At 43.5% G+C, this 23323-nt stretch carries 18 protein-coding genes and 12 tRNA genes; 5 read left to right on the forward strand and 25 right to left on the reverse strand.

The genetic code is table 11. The features are described 5' to 3' along the window. Window positions 1-242 precede the first annotated feature (242 nt). The 18 genes from KDW99_RS10370 to KDW99_RS10455 all read right to left on the reverse strand — a co-directional run bounded on the left by KDW99_RS10370 (window position 243) and on the right by KDW99_RS10455 (window position 8818). A complete protein-coding gene (locus KDW99_RS10370; protein WP_255829238.1) occupies window positions 243-2726 on the reverse strand; it encodes a Lon protease family protein in 2484 nt (827 codons plus the stop codon). 217 nt (window positions 2727-2943) lie between these two features. Continuing rightward, a complete protein-coding gene (locus KDW99_RS10375) occupies window positions 2944-3744 on the reverse strand; it encodes a TatD family hydrolase (RefSeq protein ID WP_255824627.1) in 801 nt (266 codons plus the stop codon). Window positions 3745-3751: 7 nt separating this feature from the next. Continuing rightward, on the reverse strand, window positions 3752-4690 hold the full coding sequence (gene holB / locus KDW99_RS10380; RefSeq protein WP_255824629.1) for a DNA polymerase III subunit delta': 939 nt from the start codon (window positions 4688-4690) through the stop codon (window positions 3752-3754). Next, entirely contained in the window at window positions 4691-5329 is a 639-nt protein-coding gene (gene tmk, locus KDW99_RS10385; protein ID WP_255824631.1) for a dTMP kinase, read from the reverse strand. A gap of 11 nt (window positions 5330-5340) precedes the next feature. Next, window positions 5341-6372, reverse strand: coding sequence for an endolytic transglycosylase MltG (gene mltG / locus KDW99_RS10390; protein ID WP_255824633.1), 1032 nt, complete (start codon window positions 6370-6372; stop codon window positions 5341-5343). Beyond that, entirely contained in the window at window positions 6359-7186 is an 828-nt protein-coding gene (gene pabC, locus KDW99_RS10395) for an aminodeoxychorismate lyase (protein WP_255824635.1), read from the reverse strand. Before pabC ends, mltG begins: the two co-directional genes overlap by 14 nt. A gap of 48 nt (window positions 7187-7234) precedes the next feature. Beyond that, window positions 7235-7310 (reverse strand) — tRNA-Glu (locus tag KDW99_RS10400). Between the two features lie 29 nt (window positions 7311-7339). Continuing rightward, window positions 7340-7414 (reverse strand) — tRNA-Gly (locus KDW99_RS10405). Between the two features lie 57 nt (window positions 7415-7471). Beyond that, window positions 7472-7547: transfer RNA gene (locus KDW99_RS10410), tRNA-Glu, on the reverse strand. 62 nt (window positions 7548-7609) lie between these two features. Continuing rightward, window positions 7610-7685: transfer RNA gene (locus KDW99_RS10415), tRNA-Glu, on the reverse strand. 55 nt (window positions 7686-7740) lie between these two features. After that, window positions 7741-7815, reverse strand: a tRNA-Gly gene (locus KDW99_RS10420). A gap of 83 nt (window positions 7816-7898) precedes the next feature. After that, window positions 7899-7974, reverse strand: a tRNA-Glu gene (locus KDW99_RS10425). Window positions 7975-8029: 55 nt separating this feature from the next. Continuing rightward, window positions 8030-8104 (reverse strand) — tRNA-Gly (locus KDW99_RS10430). An 83-nt stretch (window positions 8105-8187) separates the two neighbouring features. Further along, a tRNA-Glu gene (locus tag KDW99_RS10435) sits at window positions 8188-8263 on the reverse strand. Window positions 8264-8318: 55 nt separating this feature from the next. After that, window positions 8319-8393: transfer RNA gene (locus KDW99_RS10440), tRNA-Gly, on the reverse strand. Window positions 8394-8476: 83 nt separating this feature from the next. Beyond that, a tRNA-Glu gene (locus KDW99_RS10445) sits at window positions 8477-8552 on the reverse strand. Window positions 8553-8607: 55 nt separating this feature from the next. Then, window positions 8608-8682, reverse strand: a tRNA-Gly gene (locus tag KDW99_RS10450). A gap of 60 nt (window positions 8683-8742) precedes the next feature. Beyond that, window positions 8743-8818: transfer RNA gene (locus tag KDW99_RS10455), tRNA-Glu, on the reverse strand. A gap of 130 nt (window positions 8819-8948) precedes the next feature. Here KDW99_RS10455 and KDW99_RS10460 point away from each other — a divergent pair. The 3 genes from KDW99_RS10460 to htpX all read left to right on the forward strand — a co-directional run bounded on the left by KDW99_RS10460 (window position 8949) and on the right by htpX (window position 11908). Continuing rightward, on the forward strand, window positions 8949-9518 hold the full coding sequence (locus tag KDW99_RS10460; protein WP_255824637.1) for a YajG family lipoprotein: 570 nt from the start codon (window positions 8949-8951) through the stop codon (window positions 9516-9518). A 227-nt stretch (window positions 9519-9745) separates the two neighbouring features. Next, window positions 9746-10963 (forward strand): pyridoxal phosphate-dependent aminotransferase, encoded by a 1218-nt coding sequence (locus tag KDW99_RS10465; protein WP_304941357.1) that lies wholly within the window; start codon window positions 9746-9748, stop codon window positions 10961-10963. 63 nt (window positions 10964-11026) lie between these two features. Continuing rightward, window positions 11027-11908 (forward strand): protease HtpX, encoded by an 882-nt coding sequence (gene htpX, locus KDW99_RS10470; RefSeq protein WP_255824641.1) that lies wholly within the window; start codon window positions 11027-11029, stop codon window positions 11906-11908. Window positions 11909-12002: 94 nt separating this feature from the next. Here htpX and KDW99_RS10475 read toward each other — a convergent pair whose 3' ends face one another. From KDW99_RS10475 to KDW99_RS10490, 4 genes are all read right to left on the reverse strand, one after another. Further along, complete coding sequence (locus KDW99_RS10475) at window positions 12003-12236, reverse strand: formate dehydrogenase subunit delta (RefSeq protein ID WP_255824642.1); 234 nt, start codon at window positions 12234-12236, stop codon at window positions 12003-12005. 113 nt (window positions 12237-12349) lie between these two features. Then, complete coding sequence (gene fdhF / locus KDW99_RS10480) at window positions 12350-15220, reverse strand: formate dehydrogenase subunit alpha (RefSeq protein ID WP_255824644.1); 2871 nt, start codon at window positions 15218-15220, stop codon at window positions 12350-12352. 1 nt (window position 15221) lies between these two features. After that, complete coding sequence (locus KDW99_RS10485) at window positions 15222-16796, reverse strand: formate dehydrogenase beta subunit (protein ID WP_255824646.1); 1575 nt, start codon at window positions 16794-16796, stop codon at window positions 15222-15224. After that, entirely contained in the window at window positions 16796-17293 is a 498-nt protein-coding gene (locus tag KDW99_RS10490; RefSeq protein ID WP_255824647.1) for a formate dehydrogenase subunit gamma, read from the reverse strand. Before KDW99_RS10490 ends, KDW99_RS10485 begins: the two co-directional genes overlap by 1 nt. A 523-nt stretch (window positions 17294-17816) precedes the next feature. Between KDW99_RS10490 and KDW99_RS10495 the strand changes: the two genes are divergently transcribed. After that, a complete protein-coding gene (locus KDW99_RS10495) occupies window positions 17817-19385 on the forward strand; it encodes a Re/Si-specific NAD(P)(+) transhydrogenase subunit alpha (RefSeq protein WP_255824649.1) in 1569 nt (522 codons plus the stop codon). Between the two features lie 10 nt (window positions 19386-19395). Further along, a complete protein-coding gene (locus KDW99_RS10500) occupies window positions 19396-20796 on the forward strand; it encodes an NAD(P)(+) transhydrogenase (Re/Si-specific) subunit beta (protein ID WP_255824651.1) in 1401 nt (466 codons plus the stop codon). Between the two features lie 74 nt (window positions 20797-20870). On the opposite strand, the gene KDW99_RS10505 is transcribed toward KDW99_RS10500, so the two are convergent. Genes KDW99_RS10505 through KDW99_RS10515 form a run of 3 tightly spaced genes read right to left on the reverse strand, consistent with a single transcriptional unit; the run spans window position 20871 to window position 23272 of the window. After that, window positions 20871-21593, reverse strand: coding sequence for a flagellar brake protein (locus KDW99_RS10505; RefSeq protein WP_255824653.1), 723 nt, complete (start codon window positions 21591-21593; stop codon window positions 20871-20873). A gap of 16 nt (window positions 21594-21609) precedes the next feature. Beyond that, a complete protein-coding gene (locus KDW99_RS10510) occupies window positions 21610-22752 on the reverse strand; it encodes a 4-phosphoerythronate dehydrogenase (protein ID WP_255824655.1) in 1143 nt (380 codons plus the stop codon). Further along, window positions 22733-23272 (reverse strand): elongation factor P hydroxylase, encoded by a 540-nt coding sequence (locus KDW99_RS10515; protein ID WP_255824657.1) that lies wholly within the window; start codon window positions 23270-23272, stop codon window positions 22733-22735. Before KDW99_RS10515 ends, KDW99_RS10510 begins: the two co-directional genes overlap by 20 nt. Between the last annotated feature and the right edge of the window lie 51 nt (window positions 23273-23323).

Below are 23323 nucleotides of genomic sequence, written 5' to 3' on the forward strand. Positions count from 1 at the left end.
TGACTTTGACGCAAAACTTGCAGCCGACAAAGATGCGCAGAAATATATGGGTGGGAAAACATTCAAAAGCGCGATGGTTTTAAAAAAGCACCTTCCTAGCAAAAGAAAAGAGGTCGCCAGCTTTGTTTATGTCAAAGCGGACGACCTCTATTACACGGTTTTTTCTTTGGTTAACTCCCAATGTAAAACTAAAATCATTAAGAGAACCAATGGTAAGCACTAAAGCTATGCGTTCTTAACCTTTATTTTTGAGTTTTTTCAGGCTTTTTGTCTTTCTCTGATTTTTTATCTTTATTTCCTTTTGACGAATTATCAGATGCTTCTTCATCTTCCTCTTCTTCATCTTCCTCTTCTTCGCCAAGCTTAGAGATTTCTTCTAATCGTTCTATCACTCGAGCAGATAGAGAATCTACTGGATATTCGCCCTCTTTATCGGCAATACCGGGCTCAATACCTGTCAATAAGTGCAATGCTTCATCGGCGGTAGAAATAGCATAAACATGGAACATCCCCTCTTTTACGGCATCAATAATTTCATCACTTAGCATCAAATTAACCGCATTAGACTTAGGTATAATCACACCTTGTGTGCCGGTTAATCCACGCGCACTGCAAACATTAAAGAATCCTTCAATTTTCTCGTTTACGCCACCAATGGCCTGAATCTCACCGTACTGATTCAAAGAGCCCGTAATGGCAAGGTCTTGACGTAAAGGAACCTGAATCAATGCAGATAACAAACAACATAATTCTGCCGTAGAGGCACTGTCTCCATCGATATACCCATAACTTTGCTCCATAGCGATGGAAGCGGATATGTCTAACGGAAAACGCTGAGCGTATTTATTACCAAGATAACCAGACAAGATCAACACACCCTTAGAGTGAATGTTTTGACCTAGGTTTGATTCTCTTTCGATATCAATGATGCCTTTTCCACCCGGATAAACTGTCGTGGAAATACGCGCAGGCGCGCCAAAGCTGCTATCTCCAATCTGCATAACGGTTAAACCGTTAATTTTACCAACCGCATAACCGTCACTTTCAAGCAACACTGTACCTTCAATGATTTCTTCTATGATCTTTTCACTAACACGACCCGTTCGATGCTTTTTCGCTTTTAAAGCACGTGTAATATGGTTGGCAGTAATTTCTTCCTCTTTCGCCATTTGACGCACAAAATCCGCTTCACCTAGTAACTCAAACACATCGCCGATTTTCGCTGCCATTTCACGCTGATGTTCAGCCAAACGACCGCTGTATTCGATCAAGGCGGCAACGCCATCACGTGTCACGTTAGCGTATTCTTCTTTATCAACTCGATCCTTCATTAGACGCGCAAAAGACAACTCAGAATCTTTAGAGCGTTTTAGAGTATCGTCAAAATCAACTAACACACGGAACATTTCTTGAAAATCAGGATCAGCATCTTGTAGCAAGTAATAAATATCACGAGCGCCTATCAGCACAACTTTCACTTGCAAAGGTAAATCTTGCGGAGTTAAGGTCGTGGTATTCATCAATCCCATATCCGCATAAGGATGCTCAATTTTGATCGTTTTACTTTTAAGGGCGCGTTTAAGGGCTTCCCACAAGTAATGATCTGTCAGCAGTTTCTCAGCATCTAAGATCAAATAACCGCCATTAGCCGCATGCAAGCTACCAGAACGAATTAAGCGATAACTTGTTACCAACATACCTTGATCGCTACTGTGCTCCACCTGACCAAATAAATTACGATAAGTAGGATGTGGTTCATACACCACGGGCTGCCCGCCACTGGTTTCGTGTGTAACGGCGATATTGGGTAAATACAGTTCTTCATAAAACTGACGGCGACCAATCTCATCACGATTTTCAGTGGCTTTGTCATCGGCCATTTGATCAATAATAGTTTTGTCTAGATCGTCTCTCAAGGCCTTTAAGTGTGAGCTAATATCCGCATCATCTTGGTATTTTTCAAACAAGGCTGACATTAATGGATCCAGAGCTTCTTTAACGGTATCTAGATTCAGCTGACGAATTTTCTCGTAGGTTGCGCGTTTCCATTGTGGTAAACCCAACAACTCTTCATTAAGCAACCCTTCCAGTGTAGAAACGCCTTCCTGAAATGCATCACGTTCATCATCTGTTAATGCAGCAAACTCATTTTCTTCCAGTGCTTTGCCATCTTTCATTGGCGCAAAACTCACAGAGGATGCATCACGAAACATGGCAACACCAACTTTCCCCGACACTCGTTCTACTTTATTAATCGCGGCTTCGTACTGATCATTAAAGGCACGATCGATTATACTTTTTTGCTGCTGATACGTTGGGTTTTCAAAAGCAGCAGGAAAGGTAACCATTAACCCATCGATTAGCGCTCGAATTTCTTTTTCGAATTCAGAGGCTTGTCCTGGAGAAAATTCCAATGCCTTTGGGCGATGGCTTTCGGTATAATTATTAATGTAAGCCCATTCATTAGGTGCTGGACGGCGTTTTGCTTCACTCTTTAAGTAACTGAGTACATAGGAAGAGCGGCCAGTACCAGAATCACCCATAGCAAAAATATTGTAGCCTGGGCGCTGCATCGCCACACCAAATTGAATGGCTTCAACGGCACGCTCTTGACCTAAAATGCCGCTTAGCGGCTCAATGTCGTTTAATGTCTTGAAAGTCAGGTGATCCGCAGGAACTTTGGCTGAAAGAGCTTGATAAGGTAGAGAAGTAACCATGTTGGACATCAATGGATTTCCTTATGTCTAACAAGCCATTCAAAAAATAGGCTTGCGAAAGAAGAAGGCTCTTCTTTCAAATATTTTAAATAAATACAATATGTTGAGACTAACACTGTGATTTCACTTCGACTATATAGAAGCAGAAATATCATGGTTTTATTAGCAAAAAACATCAGTAGTCCAACTTTTTGTTACTCAATTACGCGAAATTTTGGCAAACCATCTAGAGCTGAAGTTGATGCTGCGGATTTGCCTTCGCAAAAACTCGATGGAAATTGGCAGCTGTCGCTTCTAGTAAGGCCTCATAACGAATGCCTTTCAAATCGGCCACATATTGAGCCACTTCTGACACATACTGAGGCTCATTTTTTTTGCCACGATAAGGTACTGGTGCTAAATAAGGTGAGTCGGTCTCAATAATCAAAGACTCTAGCGGTAACTTACGAACGGTTTCCTTGAGATCTTGCGCCGTTTTAAAGGTCACAATACCAGAAATGGAGATGAGATAGTTTTCATCCAATGCAGCTTTGGCCATATCGTAATCTTCGGTAAAACAATGCAATACACCTGCGCTATTAGGATTACCATATTGCTTAATCAAAGACAGAGTATCTTCTTTGGCACTTCTAGTATGAACAATAACAGGAAGTTCTAAATCCCCAGCGGCTTTAAGGTGATGCATGAAACTCACTTTCTGAGACTCATGTACTTCTGCTGATTTTTCGTAAAAGTAATCTAAGCCCGTTTCACCGATAGCAATCACTTTAGGGTCTGCTGCGAACTGACGCAAAAGCACTTCATCAGTAACCAAACCTTCGCTCTGTAATGGGTGAACACCGCAGCTAGCGTAAATACCATCACGCTGGGTGAAACCTAACACAGTATCCATTTTGTTAAGATCAACAGAAATCGTCAGCAACTGTCTAACGCCCTGGCGGTACGCTGCATCGATGGCTGAGTTGATATCATTGTTATGAGGAGCCAAATCAAGCATATCGAGATGGCAATGGGTATCAATTAACATAGTTGGTTTACCACTGATTCAATTCGTGTGTGAGTTGCATAATGGGGTTTAAATTTGTCTTTTGAAGGTCTGACTTCAATTTTTGCAGCGATTGATAACGTACCATTAGAGTCTGAATACCAAGGCGAGCAATAAGCGCTTCGTATATTGACTGCAAAGCCTCATCGATAGGGGCGCCAGTCGAATGACAAATACACTGGTGTAAAATCGCTGCTAAGCCGTTACAGTAGTCCGCAATGTTATTGCTATCCAACCCTTTCAGCACAACACTAACGGGGGTTGTTCCTCGCAGCATGCTCGTCAATTGATCTGGCAAGGCTGTGTATAATTGGGTCTTATTTTGCTGGTGAATAGATAATAAGCGAAATGGCTGAGTGGTTAGCCAAAATAGAGAGCTCAAAGCTTCACCATCTGGTTGCTGCATTAACCAAGACTTCACTTCCCCCATGCTAGGAGTTGGCACATTAACCAATAAACATCGGCTTCGAATAGTCGGTAACAAGCTAGTAGACTGAGAGCTTGTTAGGACAAAAAAAGTACGATCGGCAGGTTCTTCAAGGGCTTTAAGTACGGCATTTGCCGCATTCGTATTCATTGCTTGAGCATGAGTAATTAATACGACTTTGTTTTGACCAACCTGAGGTTTTTGACTAATTTGGCGAACCAATAAACGCACTTGATCAACTTTGATCGTCGCGTTCTCACCATCCAATATACGATAATCAGGATGCGTATCAGCGCTCATCAACTGACAAGAATGACAGGTACCACACGCGGCAGCCTGATCTTTTTCGCACATTAAATCCTTCACCATTTCATGGGCTAATTCTTCCTGCCCAACACCGTCAGCGCCAGTAATTAACAAGGCATGTGATAAACTGTTTGTTTGTTTAAGCACTTGCACTTGACGCAAACAAGGAATTAACCAGTCAGCAATTTTTGACATTTAACAATCACCAACCCAAGTTTTATGAAGTTGTGATAGCTCTTTCTCAATCTGAATCTTGACTGACTCTAAAGACTGGCTGGCATCCACTATTTTCACTCTTTCAGGATCCGCTTTCGCTCGCTCAAGAAAACCGTCGCGCACTTTTTGATGGAATGCTAGTGACTCTTTATCTAAACGGTCTTGATGCTGTCGCTGTACAACGCGCTCCTGCCCTAATTCGACAGACACATCTAAGACAAGAGTTGCATTTGGCTTATTATCGCCAACAACCCAACTCGCTAGTTGGTCAAGCATGGCAATATCGCCACCACGAGCTTTACCTTGGTAAACATAACTTGAGTCCAAAAAACGGTCGCTGATCACCCATGTACCTTTATCTAAAGCAGGTTGGATTTTTTCAGCTAAATGCTGTGCTCTGGCTGCAAAAACAAGCAATAGCTCAGTGGTATCATTCACCACTTCTTCTCGTGGTGACAAAATTAGCTGGCGAATTTCTTCCGCAAGTGGCGTACCACCTGGCTCACGAGTCATGATATAGGGAATATTATGATCATCTAACCACTGACGAATAAAGTGAATCGCTGTCGTCTTACCACTGCCTTCGCCACCCTCAAGCGAAATAAATTTACCTCTCATACAATCTTCCTCTATTTCGCAGTCGCTGGAGTCGAACGATAGTCTTCTCGTCGCTTAAACTGATATTTTCTAACCGCGCGATTATGCTCTTTTAGCGTATTAGAAAAAGCGTGTGTCCCATCGCCTTTAGCTACAAAATACAAGGCCTTGGTTTCCCCTGGGTTTAATGCCGCTTCGATAGCTTCTCTACCGACATTGGCGATCGGTGTTGGCGGCAAACCATAGACTTTATAAGTGTTATAAGGTGATGAATTTTGCAAGCCTTTGCGCGTCAAATTACCTTTAAATAAATCACCAAGCCCATAGATAACAGTGGGATCTGTTTGTAGTCGCATCCCCTTCTCTAATCGACTAATAAATACTCGCGCAATCATTGGACGTTCATAAGCCACGCCAGTTTCTTTTTCAATGATTGAGGCCATAATTAACGCTTCATATGGCGAATCATAGGGTAAGTTCTCAGCTTTATTGTTCCATAAATCAGTCAATGTTTGAGTCATCAATTCATGGGCATGCTTTAGTATGCTGACATCTGTATCACCTTCATGATAACGATAAGTATTAGCAAAAAATTGACCCTCTGGGTGCTGAGTATCAAGTCCTACTTTTTGCGCTATTTCTTCATTTGATGCGTCAAGCAAGGTCATGGTGATATTGCCACTTGCTTGCATGGCAAGCAAAAAATCCCGAGTCGTTTTGCCTTCCAATAACGTAATGGAATAAAAAATTGACTGTCCAGAATCAAACAACGCCATAATATCCAATAAGTTCATCTCAGGTTTGATGGCATACTTACCAACCTTAGGCACCCATTCAGGATGAAGCTTGGCAACCACGCGTGTTAAATATGGGTTAGAAATCAAACCGTTTTCACTTAACTCGTGCCCCAAGCTAAAAGCCGTATCTCCCGCTTTAACCTCAAACTCTTCTTTAGATGTTATATCTACAGGAGCGGTAATTGAATGGTAAAGATAACCAGCTAATATGGCTGACAGTGTAATAGACAAAAAAACTGCGCGATAAAACCACTTAATGTACGCCATGCATATCCTTAGCTTGCAATAAAATTTGTAACTTTCGAGTATGAACTCCAATTGGAAATGATACTCCTGTAACCTCGGTAACAGGAACTATGCCCATCAGGCTATTCGTAATAAAAATTTCGTCTGCGGCCATTAGGTCGTTAATAAAAAAATGACCGACTTGGACCGTGTAGTTGCTTTGATTTTCAATAATGGCTTTTCGATAAGTTCCCTGCACACCCGACAACTCTAGTGAAGGTGTGTAAAGAACGCCCTGCTTACACCAAAAAACATTACTCTGGATGCATTCAACCAACTCTCGTTTGCCATTCATCATGATGGCCTCAAAATCAGCAGATACTAAAAATTGTTTGGCGATGACATTTTCAAGCCGATTTAAATGCTTTATTCCAGCAAGAAAACGATTGGAACTGACAGGAACAGGCGAAATAGAAAGCGAAACGCCTTTTTGACGATGAAGTTGGTAATTTGGTGCAGGCAGAATACCGATAATGACGGAGTGAATGCAGTTCTCAGGCGCTAAATAGCCTCTTCCACCTTCTCCACGACTCACAATAATTTTTACAACGGACTCTTCATGGATTAATGGCAAAACATTGGAATGTAAAAAGTCGTACAGTAAAGATTTCTGCTCTGTAGAGAAAGGCATAGCAAGCTTAGATAGCCCACGATAAAGACGAGAGAGGTGATCATTTATTTGCAAGAAACGCTGAGGAAAAACACGAATAGTTTCGAACACGCCATCGCCATAAGCCAAACTACGATCAGCAACGGAAACCGAATGGTCTAATCTGTAATTGACGAACCAAGTCATGGCTAAAAACTCAAAAATTAAGGTTAGCTATGATAGCGCAAAAAAGGATGGCGTCCCATAGGGGGTTCGAACCCCTGTTACCGCCGTGAAAGGGCGGTGTCCTAGGCCTCTAGACGAATGGGACATACAAAAAACTTTCTTTATCAAAGAAAGTGGAGCGGGAAACGAGGCTCGAACTCGCGACCCCAACCTTGGCAAGGTTGTGCTCTACCACTGAGCTATTCCCGCATTTGTTTGTTGCTATACACTACTTAGCAACATTTTACCTTTTATTAAAGGTAAAAGTGGCGTCCCGTAGGGGGTTCGAACCCCTGTTACCGCCGTGAAAGGGCGGTGTCCTAGGCCTCTAGACGAACGGGACATAAACTTTTTACTACATTAACAATATCACTCTTCACACACTTTTTACTTTCAAAGTAAAAGTGGCGTCCCGTAGGGGGTTCGAACCCCTGTTACCGCCGTGAAAGGGCGGTGTCCTAGGCCTCTAGACGAACGGGACACAATTTAGCTTTTATAGAGCTACAACTAATCACTCACTTTCTAGTTTAAGAAAGTGGAGCGGGAAACGAGGCTCGAACTCGCGACCCCAACCTTGGCAAGGTTGTGCTCTACCACTGAGCTATTCCCGCATTATCAACACCCCTACTCTTTATTCGCATAAAGCAGTGGGCTGTCTTGTTCACCTTGCCAATTTGCAAGACAAACTTAAAAGTGGCGTCCCGTAGGGGGTTCGAACCCCTGTTACCGCCGTGAAAGGGCGGTGTCCTAGGCCTCTAGACGAACGGGACACAATTTAGCTTTTATAGAGCTACAACTAATCACTCACTTTCTAGTTTAAGAAAGTGGAGCGGGAAACGAGGCTCGAACTCGCGACCCCAACCTTGGCAAGGTTGTGCTCTACCACTGAGCTATTCCCGCATTATCAACACCCCTACTCTTTATTTGCATAAAGCAGTGGGCTGTCTTGTTCACCTTGCCAATTTGCAAGACAAACTTAAAAGTGGCGTCCCGTAGGGGGTTCGAACCCCTGTTACCGCCGTGAAAGGGCGGTGTCCTAGGCCTCTAGACGAACGGGACACAATCTAGCTTTTATAGAGCTACAACTAATCACTCACTTTCTAGTTTAAGAAAGTGGAGCGGGAAACGAGGCTCGAACTCGCGACCCCAACCTTGGCAAGGTTGTGCTCTACCACTGAGCTATTCCCGCATTATCAACACCCCTACTCTTTATTCGCATAAAGCAGTGGGCTGTCTTGTTCACCTTGCCAATTTGCAAGACAAACTTAAAAGTGGCGTCCCGTAGGGGGTTCGAACCCCTGTTACCGCCGTGAAAGGGCGGTGTCCTAGGCCTCTAGACGAACGGGACACAATCTAGCTTTTATAGAGCTACAACTAATCACTCACTTTCTAGTTTCAGAAAGTGGAGCGGGAAACGAGGCTCGAACTCGCGACCCCAACCTTGGCAAGGTTGTGCTCTACCACTGAGCTATTCCCGCAAAAAACTTCTCACTCAACACATATTTTATGTAGACTATACAGCCAACCGTATGAAAGGATGGCGTCCCGTAGGGGGTTCGAACCCCTGTTACCGCCGTGAAAGGGCGGTGTCCTAGGCCTCTAGACGAACGGGACAACGTTTTAATCTTGCTGTGTGAGCGGGTGCGTATATTACTGTTACCAATCTTAAAATCAACAGTTTTTTTCATTAATTTAAGCAACTTAGAAAAAAGTCGCTTTAGAAATCAATCTGATCGGAGCTATTATGCTAAAGAAACAACTATTTTTATCCCTGTCCCTATCGACGCTTTTATTAGCAGGCTGCTCCACAACGCACTATATAAGCATCACTCCACAAGAAGATGTTAAAGCCGCAACCCTCTCTAATGAGAGAGTCATAGACGTAACCACCAGTACAAACCTAACCAATGCCGTTGGCTCAATTAAAACAGGCCTTAATGAACGAGCTGACATTTTCACAACCAATGACGTCAAGCAAAGCGTTAGGGAAAGTGTACTAGAAGGTTTACGCAAAATGGGCTTCACTCCAGATCAAGGCGTAATGCCTGCAGCAGATCTGCAAATCGAAATAACTAAGATGAGCTACACAACTAAAGTAGAAACATTAAAAACAGTGGCCACTTTAGAGTTTGAACTAAAAACAACACTTGCTGCCAAAGGCCAAACCTATAAAGCTAACTATGGATCACAAAAGGTAAATGAGTATGGCACCATGCCTTATCAAAAGGCCATTGAAGATGACATGAATGCGCTTGCTAGCCAAACAGTCAATCGCTTATTGAGCGATCCAAACATCATCGCCCTACTCAAATAAGATTTAGTCAATAAAAAAAGGGTCAAACTTTATAAGTACCAGTGCAGTTTGACTCTTTTTATTCCCTCCGCTATTCCTTCCGTTATACGCTAGCACTTTACTTCAACACACCACTGGTTTTATCTAAACAATTTTATTGCTTATAAATTCACTCTCTACCTTGAATGCGCTGAAGTAAGGAGTAAAGTTAGCACTTTACTCCGCCCAGCTTCAGTAAGGATAAAGTGGTGCAAATTCGCAAATCAAACAAACTCGCCAACATATGTTATGAAATCCGTGGTCCAGTCCTAAAAGAAGCCGTTCGCATGGAAGAGGAAGGTCAACGCATACTCAAATTAAATATAGGCAACCCTGCTCCATTTGGGTTTGAAGCGCCTGATGAAATTCTTGTTGATGTGATTCGTAACCTACCAACCTCTCAAGGCTACTGTGAATCCAAGGGTCTTTTTTCTGCCCGTAAAGCTGTTATGCAGAAATACCAAGCCATGGGAATTAAATCTGCCGACGTAAACCACGTATGGATGGGTAACGGTGTTAGTGAACTTATCGTCATGGCTATGCAAGGCCTATTAAACGACTGTGACGAAATATTAATCCCCGCTCCTGACTACCCTCTTTGGACGGCCGCCGCTACATTGGCTGGCGGTTATGTAAAGCACTATTTGTGCGATGAAGGCTCTGGCTGGCAACCTGATATCAACGATATTCGCTCTAAGATTTCAAACAAAACAAAAGCCATTGTCATCATTAACCCAAACAACCCAACGGGTGCGGTTTATGAAAAAGGCATTCTTGAAGCAATTATTGAACTTGCAGAAGAACACAATCTGCTAATTTTCTCTGATGAAATTTACGACAAAATTCTATATGACGAAGCTAAGCACATACCGACAGCCACCCTTACAGAAGGTCGGGCGCCCTGCATTACCTTTGGCGGACTCTCAAAAGTGTATCGAACAGCGGGTTTTCGATCAGGCTGGATGGTGATTACGGGCGATCGAAGCGGTATAAGCGACTATATAGAAGGCTTAGACATTCTTAGCTCAATGCGACTGTGCGCCAACGTACCTGCTCAACACGCTGTACAAACTGCTTTAGGCGGTTACCAGAGCATAAATGAGCTTATTGTCCCTGGTGGTCGCTTCTATGAGCAGCGCAAGGTGGCATGGGAGGCGCTCGACTCTATCCCGGGCGTTCATTGTCACAAGCCAGAGGGGGCGTTGTATTTATTCCCTCGATTAGATCCTAAAATCTACAAAATCAAAAATGATATGGATCTAGTTTTACAATTCCTGCGTGAAGAGAAAGTACTGATAGTTCAAGGCACAGGATTCAATTGGCCAACTCCAGACCATGTCCGATTTGTCTTTCTTCCTCATGTTGAGGAGCTCACACCTGCAATGGATAGATTTGCAGCATTTCTTAGTCGATTAAGAAAGCGCTAATCCTCTCTTGAAATAATCCAATAAAGCCCTACTATGCTCCTTAACAGTCTTTTAAGGAGCATAGTGATGCGTATTATTCTGTTTTTACTGACAAACCTAGCTGTCATGGTGGTAGCGGGTATTGTCTTAAGTCTTTTAGGCGTTAACGGTTACATGACCAGCAACGGTCTAGACTTCACATCACTGCTAATTTTCTGTGGTGTATTTGGTTTTACTGGCAGCTTAATTTCACTTCTTCTTTCAAAATGGATGGCGAAACGTGGATCGGGCGCGGTTGTTATTGAACAGCCTCGTAATCACAAAGAAGTATGGTTACTTGATACTGTCAAAGAGCTTTCCCATAAAGCGGGCATTAAAATGCCAGAAGTGGCGATATTTCCTGCGCATGAAGCCAACGCATTCGCAACGGGCTGGAATAAAAACGATGCACTGGTTGCCGTATCAAGCGGCATGTTAGATCGATTTTCCCCAGATGAAATTAAAGCAGTCCTAGGGCATGAAATTGGACACGTTGCCAATGGCGATATGATCACACTGTCTCTCATTCAAGGCGTGGTAAACACATTCGTAATGTTTTTTGCTCGTATCGCTGCTTACGCCGTCGATCAGTTCCTACGCAAAGACGATAACGAAGGTTCCGTTGGCTGGGGCTATTACATAGCGACATTCGTATTTGAAATTATCTTTGGTATTTTGGCATCCATGATTGTTATGTGGTTCTCTCGTTTCCGTGAGTTCAGAGCAGACGAAGCAGGCGCTAGACTTGCAGGTAAAGGTGCCATGATTGCGGCCCTCGCGAGATTACAGCAAGAACATGAAGAAAGTCGCATGCCTGACTCTATGCTTGCTTTCGGTATTCGTCGCGGAAAAACACCGACGTTGGGCGAACTATTCTCAAGCCACCCTCCTATCGAAGTCCGCATCAAAGCACTTCAAGACCTTTAGTATCTAGATCTCATGAGCAATAAAAAACGCCAGCTTATGCTGGCGTTTTCATGAATAATGTCTTCAAAGAAACATTTAGAGTAAGACTTTCACACTATTGAGCATCAAGACTAAAAAGCTTTTTACCTGCTAATAAAGCTGCAGGGTGAAGCTGACTTCCACCTTGAACGATGCAATCGTTCAACATAGTTTTCATACGTCGCGGCCAAAACTTTTTAACATGCCCTGCAATGACATCGGCGACAGCTGAATCATCTCCAGCGCTTATATTATTGACGGCAATCTGATTAATCATTTCGATTAAATGTTCTTCTTCAGTTTGGTGCATATCTTATTCTCACAACAAGAAACCAGTTAGTAATAGCCATATCAGAACCGGCTTATCAAAGTGATAGGTCCTCACCATCACAATAAAAAAGCCGGCCATGATAGACCTATTCATCACTCCTCAACAGAGACTGACAACGTCGCTTCTGAGAGGAATTTTTGTTGGCGATGATGATTTTCCACAAAACCTTTTTGCCACTCAGACGGTTGAGAGACTTTCTCAACCTGCACTGCCGTTACTTTATATTCAGGACAGTTAGTAGCCCAGTCAGAGTTGTTGGTAGTTATCACGTTCGCACCACTACCAGGATGGTGGAAGGTCGTATATACGACACCAGGCTGCATACGATCGCTAATACGAGCGCGAAGCACGGTTTGACCAGCGCGACTACTGATACCAAGCCAATCACCGTCATTAACACCACGTTCTTCCGCATCATGTGGGTGAAGCTCTAAAATGTCCTCATCATGCCATGCTTGGTTTTCCGTGCGTCGCGTTTGCGCCCCAACATTATATTGGCTAAGGATACGACCGGTTGTTAACAACAATGGGAATCGACGATTCGCTCGCTCAGTTGTCGGCACAAATTCGGTAATAGCAAAGTGCCCTTTACCTTCAATCGTTGGAAAGCTATCAACATGCATAATTGGAGAGCCAACAGGAAATTCAGCATTACAAGGCCACTGCAAACTTCCGTGCTTGTCTAACTTGTCATAGTTAACACCAGCAAAACTTGGCGTCAGTGATGCTATTTCATCCATAATTTCAGATGGATGGCTGTAATCCATTGGATAACCCAGCGCATTTGCAAGCTCAACAGTGACTTGCCAGTCTTCTTTACCAGCAATAGGTGGCATCACTTTACGTACGCGGTTAATACGACGCTCGGCGTTCGTAAAAGTACCGTTTTTCTCTAAGAAAGTTGAACCAGGCAAAAGAACATGGGCAAACTTAGCAGTTTCATTCAGAAAGATATCCTGAACAATCAAGCAATCTAAAGCTCTTAGTGCGGCTTCAACATGTTGAGTGTTAGGGTCGGACTGAGCAATATCTTCACCTTGGACATACAAAGCTCGGAACTGCCCAGCAATCGCCGCGTCAAACATGTTTGGGATACGTAAACCTGGCTCATCGTCAAGCTTAACACCCCAAGCCGCTTCAAAACGCCCACGAGCAATCGGATCAGAAACATGCTGGTAACCTGGTAACTCATGAGGGAATGAACCCATATCACAAGAACCTTGCACGTTATTCTGTCCACGTAGTGGGTTAACACCAACACCGTCACGACCAATATTGCCTGTCGCTAATGCTAGGTTGGCAATACCCATTACCATGGTTGAACCTTGACTATGCTCAGTAACGCCCAAACCGTAATAAATGGCTGCATTAGGTGCTTTAGCAAACATGCGAGCAGATTGACGCACTAATTCAGCACTAACGCCTGTAATTTCTTCTACGGCTTCTGGTGCATGGCGAGGATCAGAAATAAATGCTCTCCATTTCGCATAAGCATCAGACTCACAACGTTTCGCAATAAAGTCCGTATCTTCCAAACCTTCGGTAATAACCACATGTGCCATTGCATTGACCATGGCAACGTTAGATCCTGGACGCAAAGGCAAATGCACAGCATCACCTAAGTGTGGGGTTTGCAGCAGGTCAATTTGACGCGGATCAGCCACTATCAAACTTGCACCTTCACGTAAACGGCGACGCATTAGCGAGCCAAATACCGGATGGGCATCCGTTGGGTTAGCACCAATAACCAATACACAATCAGACTTTAGAACTGAGTCAAATGTTTGCGTACCTGCTGATTCACCAAGAGTCTGCTTCAAACCATAACCGGTTGGACTGTGACAAACACGAGCACAGGTATCCGTATTATTATTTCCGAACGCTGCACGAATAAGTTTTTGTACCAAGTAAGTTTCTTCGTTAGTACAACGAGAAGACGTGATACCACCAATACTTTCACGACCATGCTCAGCCTGGATGCCTTTTAAACGACCGGCTGCGAAGCTCATTGCTTCTTCCCAGCTAACTTCTTTCCAAGGCTGATCGATTGAATCACGAATCATAGGTGTTCTAATACGATCTTTATGTGTCGCGTAGCCAAATGCAAAGCGCCCTTTCACACAAGAGTGACCATGGTTTGCATCGCCACCTTTATCAGGAACCATACGAACTAATTGATCCCCTTTCATCTCTGCACGGAATGAACAACCAACACCGCAATAAGCGCATGTAGTTACAACACTATGTTCAGGCTGCCCTAATTCTATAATAGAATTTTCAGACAAGGTCGCTGTAGGACAAGCCTGTACACAAGCACCACATGACACACAGTCAGATTCCAGAAAGTTTTCATTCTGACCTGCAGCAACTTTTGAGTCAAAACCACGCCCATCAATGGTCAGGGCGAATGTACCTTGAACCTCTTCACAGGCACGTACACAACGAGAACAAACAATGCACTTGCTCGCATCAAAAGTAAAATAAGGGTTTGAGGTATCTTTAGGAGCGTCTAGGTGATTTTCACCGTCAAAACCATAGCGCACTTCTCTAAGGCCTACAGCCCCCGCCATATCCTGTAACTCACAGTCCCCATTAGCAGGGCAAGTTAGACAGTCTAGCGGGTGATCGGAAATATATAACTCCATAATATTACGACGTAGCTTCGCTAACTTATCGTTCTGAGTCGTAACTTTCATACCTTGTTCAGCCGGTGTTGTACATGAAGCCGGCATACCACGACGCCCTTCAATTTGCACAGCACACAATCGGCAAGAACCAAATGCTTCTAAATTATCGGTTGCACACAACTTTGGAATGTTGATGTCAAAAAGTGCAGCGGCGCGCATTACAGATGTACCCTCCGGCACATTGACTTCAACACCATCAATTTCTAGCGTAACAAGCTTCTCACTAAGTGAGGCAGGCGTACCATAATCTTTACTCGGATCAAAATATTGCAACATATCAGACCTCCTCTACATTGTTAGTTGAAACCGCGCTCTTAACAAAGTCTTCTTTAAAAAATTTCATCGCACTTTGTACTGGGAACGGTGTCATGCCACCCATGGCGCATAACGATCCGTCAACCATGGTTTCACACAGATCGACTAATAGATTTAGATTGCCATCCACGTTTTCACCAGAACGAATACGGTCAATAACTTCAACACCGCGAGTGGAACCGATACGGCAAGGGGTACATTTACCACAAGATTCCGCTACACAAAACTCCATTGAAAATCGAGCTTGCTCACTCATATCAACAGTATCATCAAACATGACCACACCGCCGTGACCGAGAACGGCCTCTTTTTGACTAAACTCTTCATAGCCTAATGACGTATCCCACTGACTTTCATGCAAGTACGCGCCTAATGGGCCGCCCACTTGTACTGCTCGCAATGGACGGCCACTTCGTGTACCGCCACCAAAACCGAACATCAATTCATTAAGTGTAGGACCAAATGCCAATTCTACCAAACCACCAAACTTCACGTTACCGGCCACTTGGAAAGGTAAGGTGCCTCGTGAACGGCCAACACCAACATCCGCATAGGCTTTAGCGCCTTTATCCATGATAAATGGGATAGCAGCTAAAGACAGAACATTGTTAACGACTGTGGGCTGACCAAATAAACCAACAATCGCTGGCAATGGCGGTTTCGCTCGTACTAAACCGCGCTTACCTTCAAGACTTTCTAGTAGTGAGGTTTCTTCGCCGCAGATATACGCACCAGCTCCCATGCGCACTTCTAGGTCAAAGTGATTACCACTTCCCAAAATGTTCGCACCTAGTAAATTGTTTTCGTAAGATGTCTTAATCGCTTGATTAAGATTTTCAATGGAAAGCGGATATTCAGAGCGGCAGTAGATATAACCTTGCGTAGCACCAACAGCAAGACCCGCTATAATCATACCTTCAATCAGCATGAATGGGTCACACTCCATGACCAAGCGATCCGCAAATGTTCCAGAGTCACCTTCGTCGGCATTACATACGATATATTTTTGATTTTTAGGCGACTCTACATTTAATACTGTTTGCCATTTAATACCTGTAGGGAAAGCTGCACCACCACGACCACGCAGGCCGGACTCTTTCACAGCATCAACGATCTCTTGTGATGACAGCTTGATGGCGTTTTCTAATCCTTTAAAACCATCATTTGCTTGATAGTCGTCTAATGACAGTGGATCAGTGATACCAAGGCGAGAGAATGTGAAGCGCTCTTGGCGTTTTAAATAAGGAATTTCCTCTACCAAACCTAAAGCTAAAGGGTGGTCGACATTACCCTTCCAAAACTCAGCGTCAAACAAAGATTCTATATCAGCTTCTTTTACTGGGCCAAAGCCATATCGACCCTCATCAGTGTCCACCTCAAGAAGTGGTTCGATCCAATACAGGCCACGAGTACCGTTGCGACGTATTTCAACATCAAGCTTTTGCTCTTTGGCAACAATATCAACCAAACGAGCGACTCGGTCTGCACCGAGCGCTTTCGCGGTTGTATCAGAAGGAATATGGATACGATAAGTCATCAAAGAATCTCCACTCGCTCAGTTTTAAGGCTATCTACTAACGCATCAAAGCGCTGCGAATCAACTTCTGCGTATACTTCATTGCCAACGCGAACCGAAGGTCCGCAACTGCAATTTCCTAAGCAATAAACAGGCTCTAAGGTAATATTGTTATCCGCTGTAGTTTGATGATATTGCACACCTAAGGAACTCTTTGCATAGGATTCCAATCCACGAGCACCAACGGCCTGACAAGCTTCGGCTCGGCAGATTTCCACAACATGACGTCCTGGCTGTTTAGTTCGAAAATGGTGGTAAAAGCTGATAACACCATGCACTTCCGCACGGCTTAGTTTTAATGCCTTAGCAATTAACGCTACAGCGTCTTCTGGGATATATGAAAAGCGATCTTGAATCGCGTGCAGAAGCGGCAATAATGCTCCTGGCTTTGACTTATACTCATCAATGATTGCTTGCGCGATGGAAGGCTCCCAAGTCACGAATCTCGGCGTAGTCATTATTGTAATTCCTCCTACCACCGCCCTATCTATTGAAAAATCATATTCAGGCGGGAGTGTTACTTTTTATTTTTTAGTATCTATTGATACAGATCATACATTAGCACTTGAATCAAAAACCAATAAATAATAATTTCTGAACAATGCTGTCGTTTATTTACAATCGTAAAAACATCGAAATTTAGACACGTCATCCTACGCCAGTTACAGCGTTGAATGGCGCAGCATCGCATATCCGTCAACCTCTAACTTATCTTATTACGACATTTTCTAATGCCAGATACCCTGCCCGCACTACAAACAAAAAAAAGACAAAGATCGAATCACCCAGAAACCACTTAGGAAGACGAAAACGTCGCGAAAACAACAGCTGTTGACGCTAGCATGCAATATAACAATATACAGCTGGTTTTTAATTACTTGCGTTTCTAAAGCAGCATCTAAGCAGAAACCACGGGCAGCATTCTTTATTTTTAAATAAAAGAATGCACAGACTTAGTCTAAAAACAATAACGGCATCAATATGAAAATCGGAATACCAAAAGAGATTGAAGAAGGCGAATTGAGAGTCGCCATGACCCCGTCCGTTGCTTCCAGAGTGAAGCAATTAGGTTTTAATATCATGATAGAGAGCGGTGCTGGTGTTGCTGCATCCTATTCCGACGAAGCGTACATTGAAGCTGGGGTTGAAGTCGTTCATGATACCAAGCAACTATGGCATGACGCTGACGTCTTGGTAAAAGTCCGCCCTCCCGTCGAGCACCCAGAACTTGGTTTTTATGGTATTGAGCTGTTAGGCAAGGACCAAACCCTAATTAGCCTTATACATCCCGCTCAAAATGCAACCAAACTTCAACAACTATCTGAACGCGGAACAAATGTTGTTGCGCTCGATGCAGTACCTCGCATTTCTCGAGCTCAAAAAATGGATGTACTCAGCTCCATGGCAAACATTGCAGGCTATCGTGCCGTTGTGGAGGCCGCCCAACATTTTGGACGTTTTTTTACAGGCCAAATAACGGCAGCAGGTAAAGTACCACCAGCTAAAGTATTAGTTATAGGCGCAGGCGTTGCTGGTCTAGCAGCCATTGGTGCTGCTAAGAGCATGGGAGCGATTGTTCGTGCATTCGATACTCGCCCTGAAGTAAAAGAGCAAGTTGAGAGTATGAATGCAGAATTCTTACTTTTGGACTTCTCTGATGAAGATGGCACAGGTGAAGGCGGTTACGCCAAAACCATGAGCGCCGAATTCATAGCCGCTGAAATGGCGCTATTTGCTGAGCAAGCCAAAGATGTCGATATTATCATTACGACTGCATTAATTCCCGGTAAGACAGCCCCAGAACTTATTACGGAAGAAATGGTCCGCTCAATGAAGCCAGGCAGTGTCATTGTCGATCTTGCGGCTGAAACAGGTGGTAACTGTCGTTTGACTCAAGCCAACAAGGTTATTAAGGCTCACGACGTTTCTATCATCGGCTACACCAATTTGCCTAGCCGCATGGCTGCCCAATCTAGCCAATTATTTGCGACAAATATTTTCCACTTGCTAACTGAGTTATGCCCAGAAAAAGACGGTCAAATCGTACTTAATATGGAAGACGAAGTAATTCGTGGTGCCACGGTTGTTAAGCAAGGAAAGATTACATGGCCACCACCAGCACCTCGTATTTCAGCGGCACCAAAAATGGATGTCAGCGAACAACTACCAAAAGAAACTAAACAACCTGCAGCGAAAGAAAAAAAGCCCAGTGCGTTTGGCTTCCTCGTTCCTGTTGTTATTACTGGGGCGTTACTTCTCGGTTTAGGTTCGATTGCCCCTGCTGAATTCATGGGTCATTTAACTGTTTTTGTCTTATCTTGTTTTGTTGGCTATATGGTTGTTTGGGGTGTCAGTCACTCTCTACATACACCACTGATGAGTGTAACCAATGCCATTAGTAGTATTATTGTTATTGGTGCGATAACGCAAGTATCCAGCCAAAGCACTACCGTTTCCATTCTCGCGACACTGGCAATATTCATCACCAGTATCAATATTGTGGGTGGCTTTGCCGTCACTCATCGCATGCTTAAAATGTTTCGTAAATAGGAGATATACAATGGACTTCGGAGTAATGACTGCCTCCTATATTGGAGCAAGTGCTTTGTTTATCATGGCCTTAGGCGGATTAAGCCACCAAGAAAGTGCGAGACGAGGCAACATCTATGGAATGCTTGGAATGGCACTTGCTATTGCCGTTACCATTGCAGGAGCCGTAACTGACAATTACCAACTATTGTTACTAGGTATGATACCTGGCAGCTTAATCGGGTGGATTCTTGCAAAGCGCGTTGGAATGACTCAAATGCCGGAGCTCGTAGCCGTATTGCACAGCCTTGTCGGTTTAGCTGCCGTATTTGTAGGGTTTGCAAACGCTTTAGGCCATGGCGAGTACGACTCACTGGTTGCTCAACGCATTCATGACGTTGAAACAGCATTGGGCATATTTATTGGCGCTGTAACCTTCACTGGATCACTGGTTGCTTACCTAAAATTAAGCGGCAAAGTGTCAGGCAAGCCTCTTCGTTTACCTGCGCGCCACCTCATCAACTTAATAATATGTATTGTTGAAGTATACTTAGTAGTGCAGTTTGCCCAAGTGGGTGCTGCAGAAGGCATGAATTATTTAGCCATTATCACCGTACTTGCTTTGCTGTTTGGTGCGCATTTAGTCATCGCGATTGGCGGCGCAGATATGCCTGTTGTTGTTTCTATGCTTAACAGCTATTCAGGATGGGCGGCAGCAGCGATGGGCTTCATGCTAGGTAACGACCTACTTATCGTAGTTGGTGCACTAGTCGGTAGCAGTGGTGCTATTTTAAGCTACATCATGTGTAAAGCAATGAATCGCAAGTTTCTTCACGTCATCCTTGGTGGTATCGGCGGCGGAAAGCCAACTAGTGCGCCCGCTAATGCTTCTACAGAAGCTCAAGGTAATATTATCGAAATTCAAGTAGAAGAAGCAGCTCAAGCTCTAGCTGATGCAAAAGAAGTGATGATCTTGCCAGGTTACGGTATGGCCGTTGCTCAAGCTCAACACACGGTTTATGAAATTACAAAGAAACTCAGAGAGCAAGGTGTAAATGTTCGTTTTGGCATTCACCCTGTTGCTGGCCGCATGCCAGGGCATATGAACGTCCTCTTAGCTGAAGCAAAAGTTCCTTATGATATCGTTTATGAAATGGATGAAATAAACGACGATTTCAAAAACATTGACGTATCTATCGTGATTGGAGCCAATGATATCGTTAACCCAGCAGCCAATGAAGAACCGGACAGCCCTATTGCAGGAATGCCTGTATTAGAGCCTTGGCATGGAAAACAAACGATCGTACTTAAGCGCGGTATGAGTCGAGGTTATGCTGGAGTTGAAAACCCACTATTCTTCAAAGACAACACTCGAATGCTATTTGGTGACGCCAAGCAAAGTTTGGATGCACTGTTAAAACACTTATCTTAATGAACAGCGCTTTTATTTCTGCCCGTTAAAAAAAACGCCAGCATATGCTGGCGTTTTTTTATGAGGCGAAACACTTACTTTGTTTTATTACGAATCGTTTCTAGAATAAAAGCCATGAGCGGTATACCAGCTTCTTTGGATACATCCAAAAAACGAATGCCATAAACGTAGAAATACTCAACCCCCATACGACTTAAGAAATCATTATCAACTAAAGTCGCCTGAACTTGCTCGAGCATTTGAATTTCTTGAGACCTAATTTCACAGTCCAGTTTAAGAATATGGCTATAAGGCCCAATCTTGATATTACAAACCAAACGCATCGTTTGATTTACTGAGCCGAAATCCTCTTTAGAGACCAATTTAGCCCCGCCAAGACTAAGATCGATAACAATTGCTGAGGAAGACTCACTAATTGAACTTGACGACGTATTTGGCTCTATATTAGAAATAAGGCGCGTCTCAACACGAGCGGCTTGTCTAACTTCAGATGTTTCCACGTAACCTGGATAAGCAATATGTAGATGCGCTGAAGGCTCCATGTAACTTTTCGCAATTTTGCTTGAGAATGCACAAACATGCGTGCTCAACATCAAGCGGACATTAACCACCTGACTCTCTCTAACAAGTATGTTTTTTCCATTTAGTTTTGGGCAAGAAACAATTAATGAGTGTTTTGGAATATTACCTAGGACTTTTACCATGAAACGCCCAGGCGGAGAAATAAACTCAACCTGTACATTCGTACCTATTGGAACATCAAGATCGCCTAGATCAACCTGCATTACTCCAGCCATGCAACTACCTTAGTTATTATTTATTTTCTACTGAAAAACCAGCGGCACTCAAAAGGTTACAAGCATCGTTATTATGAGCATGAATTATACATGTATTTAATTCATCCCTTTCTACGTAATGCTTTCGCAACCAATCAAAGACATTTTTTTCTTTATTCTCACGGTATTTATAGCGCAATCTAGCGTCATCTCTTGCTACATCATAGATGGCTTGCACACTTCGGGCCAGCATTTCTTCGTGAGGGGAGGAACTGTTGATATTAACCGATGAAAACCATCCAGCACTAATAGCATCATGCTTCGTCACAACATCCGAATTTAACTGCAGAAACTCACACAGAGCCTGATACACCATCCATGTACCTTTTTCTCGTCCTTGCTTGCTATAACCGGCAATGTGCGGCGTAGCAATATCAGCAACAGAAGCCAGCTCTTGATTAATAGCTGGCTCACCATCCCAAACATCAAGCACTAAATGAATATTACCGTCCAATTGTTTATAGCGTTCAAGCAATGCACTTTCTTCAATAACACCACCACGTCCAGCTGAAATAATAGCAACGCCCGATGACAATCGTGCCAGTTCTTTTCTTCCAATCATTCCTTTTGTTGGGAACGGCCCCGAACGAGTCAAAGGTGCATGAAGAGAAATCACATCACAAGAGAGAATCTCATCCAAAGTAACAAAGTTAGCTGCACCACTGTTATCTATTTTAAAAGGGTCATAAACGCATACCTGACAACCCATACTGGCAAAGCGGTCATAAACAGTTTTGCCAACATTACCATAGCCAATAATGCCAACTTTTTTACCTAACCAGCTGATTTTTTTTGTCATATAAAGGTGGCTCAGGCCACTAAAAACATAATCAGCAACTGCGTCTGCATTGCAACCAGGCGCACTACTAAAAGCAATATTTGATTTGGCCAGGTAATCCAAATCAATATGATCTACACCAATTGTAGCGCTACCGACAAAACGAACAGTACTTCCTTCAAGCAGTTCTCTGGTTACCTTTGTCACCGAACGCACCAAAAGCACATCTACATTTTTCACTTGTTCATGAGTTAAGGTTCGACCATTTACCAACTCAACGCTACCTAAATGTGAAAACAAAGCTTTCGCATTTGGCATATTCTCATCTGCAATAATTTTCATACTGTCGCTTTAAAAACTCATTCAATACTTGGTCAGGAAGTCGCTGAACCAATAAATACTTAGAAAAGATCTCAGCCCTTTTGGGTAAGCCAGAAGCAATATACTTAGCGACCTGAGACATAACGGCCTGTTCAAAATGTTTTGCGTCATAATCTGGCATAGACAAATTATCCACACTGACGCGAAAGGATAATCCTGCCGCCCAATGCAAAATGCACTCGATTGCCTGAGGCTTTATTTCAACTTTCTCAAACTCTTTTTGTGTTTGCAGGTTACGAGAATCCGATTCATACCAATAGCCATAATCTTCTAGTAATCGCCTCTCATGTCCAGCAATACACCAATGACTCACTTCATGCAGCGCACTTGAAGGATAATCAAAACGAAAATACACAGTCGCCGAACTATTTGGTTCAGCTGGCAGATAAAGAGGCTCATCTGCACCACCAATAAGGCGGGTGTTAAAACTTGAAAGGAAACAGGCGCTGAAGGCTTCCACGAGCTGAGTTGCACTTGCCAACGGTAGACCTCATAAAATAAGAAATTATTACATAAGAAATAATCAGGCGCT

It is taken from the genome of Marinomonas rhizomae, from assembly GCF_024397855.1.
Lineage (GTDB): Bacteria > Pseudomonadota > Gammaproteobacteria > Pseudomonadales > Marinomonadaceae > Marinomonas > Marinomonas rhizomae_A.

Coding starts and splice junctions, on each gene's coding strand:
- KDW99_RS10370 (WP_255829238.1), bottom strand. CDS start 2,726: ATGTCCAACATGGTTACTTCTCTACCTTATCAAGCTCTTTCAGCCAAA.
- KDW99_RS10375 (WP_255824627.1), bottom strand. CDS start 3,744: ATGTTAATTGATACCCATTGCCATCTCGATATGCTTGATTTGGCTCCT.
- holB (WP_255824629.1), bottom strand. CDS start 4,690: ATGTCAAAAATTGCTGACTGGTTAATTCCTTGTTTGCGTCAAGTGCAA.
- tmk (WP_255824631.1), bottom strand. CDS start 5,329: ATGAGAGGTAAATTTATTTCGCTTGAGGGTGGCGAAGGCAGTGGTAAG.
- mltG (WP_255824633.1), bottom strand. CDS start 6,372: ATGGCGTACATTAAGTGGTTTTATCGCGCAGTTTTTTTGTCTATTACA.
- pabC (WP_255824635.1), bottom strand. CDS start 7,186: ATGACTTGGTTCGTCAATTACAGATTAGACCATTCGGTTTCCGTTGCT.
- KDW99_RS10460 (WP_255824637.1), top strand. CDS start 8,949: ATGCTAAAGAAACAACTATTTTTATCCCTGTCCCTATCGACGCTTTTA.
- KDW99_RS10475 (WP_255824642.1), bottom strand. CDS start 12,236: ATGCACCAAACTGAAGAAGAACATTTAATCGAAATGATTAATCAGATT.
- fdhF (WP_255824644.1), bottom strand. CDS start 15,220: ATGTTGCAATATTTTGATCCGAGTAAAGATTATGGTACGCCTGCCTCA.
- KDW99_RS10485 (WP_255824646.1), bottom strand. CDS start 16,796: ATGACTTATCGTATCCATATTCCTTCTGATACAACCGCGAAAGCGCTC.
- KDW99_RS10490 (WP_255824647.1), bottom strand. CDS start 17,293: ATGACTACGCCGAGATTCGTGACTTGGGAGCCTTCCATCGCGCAAGCA.
- KDW99_RS10495 (WP_255824649.1), top strand. CDS start 17,817: ATGAAAATCGGAATACCAAAAGAGATTGAAGAAGGCGAATTGAGAGTC.
- KDW99_RS10500 (WP_255824651.1), top strand. CDS start 19,396: ATGGACTTCGGAGTAATGACTGCCTCCTATATTGGAGCAAGTGCTTTG.
- KDW99_RS10505 (WP_255824653.1), bottom strand. CDS start 21,593: ATGGCTGGAGTAATGCAGGTTGATCTAGGCGATCTTGATGTTCCAATA.
- KDW99_RS10510 (WP_255824655.1), bottom strand. CDS start 22,752: ATGAAAATTATTGCAGATGAGAATATGCCAAATGCGAAAGCTTTGTTT.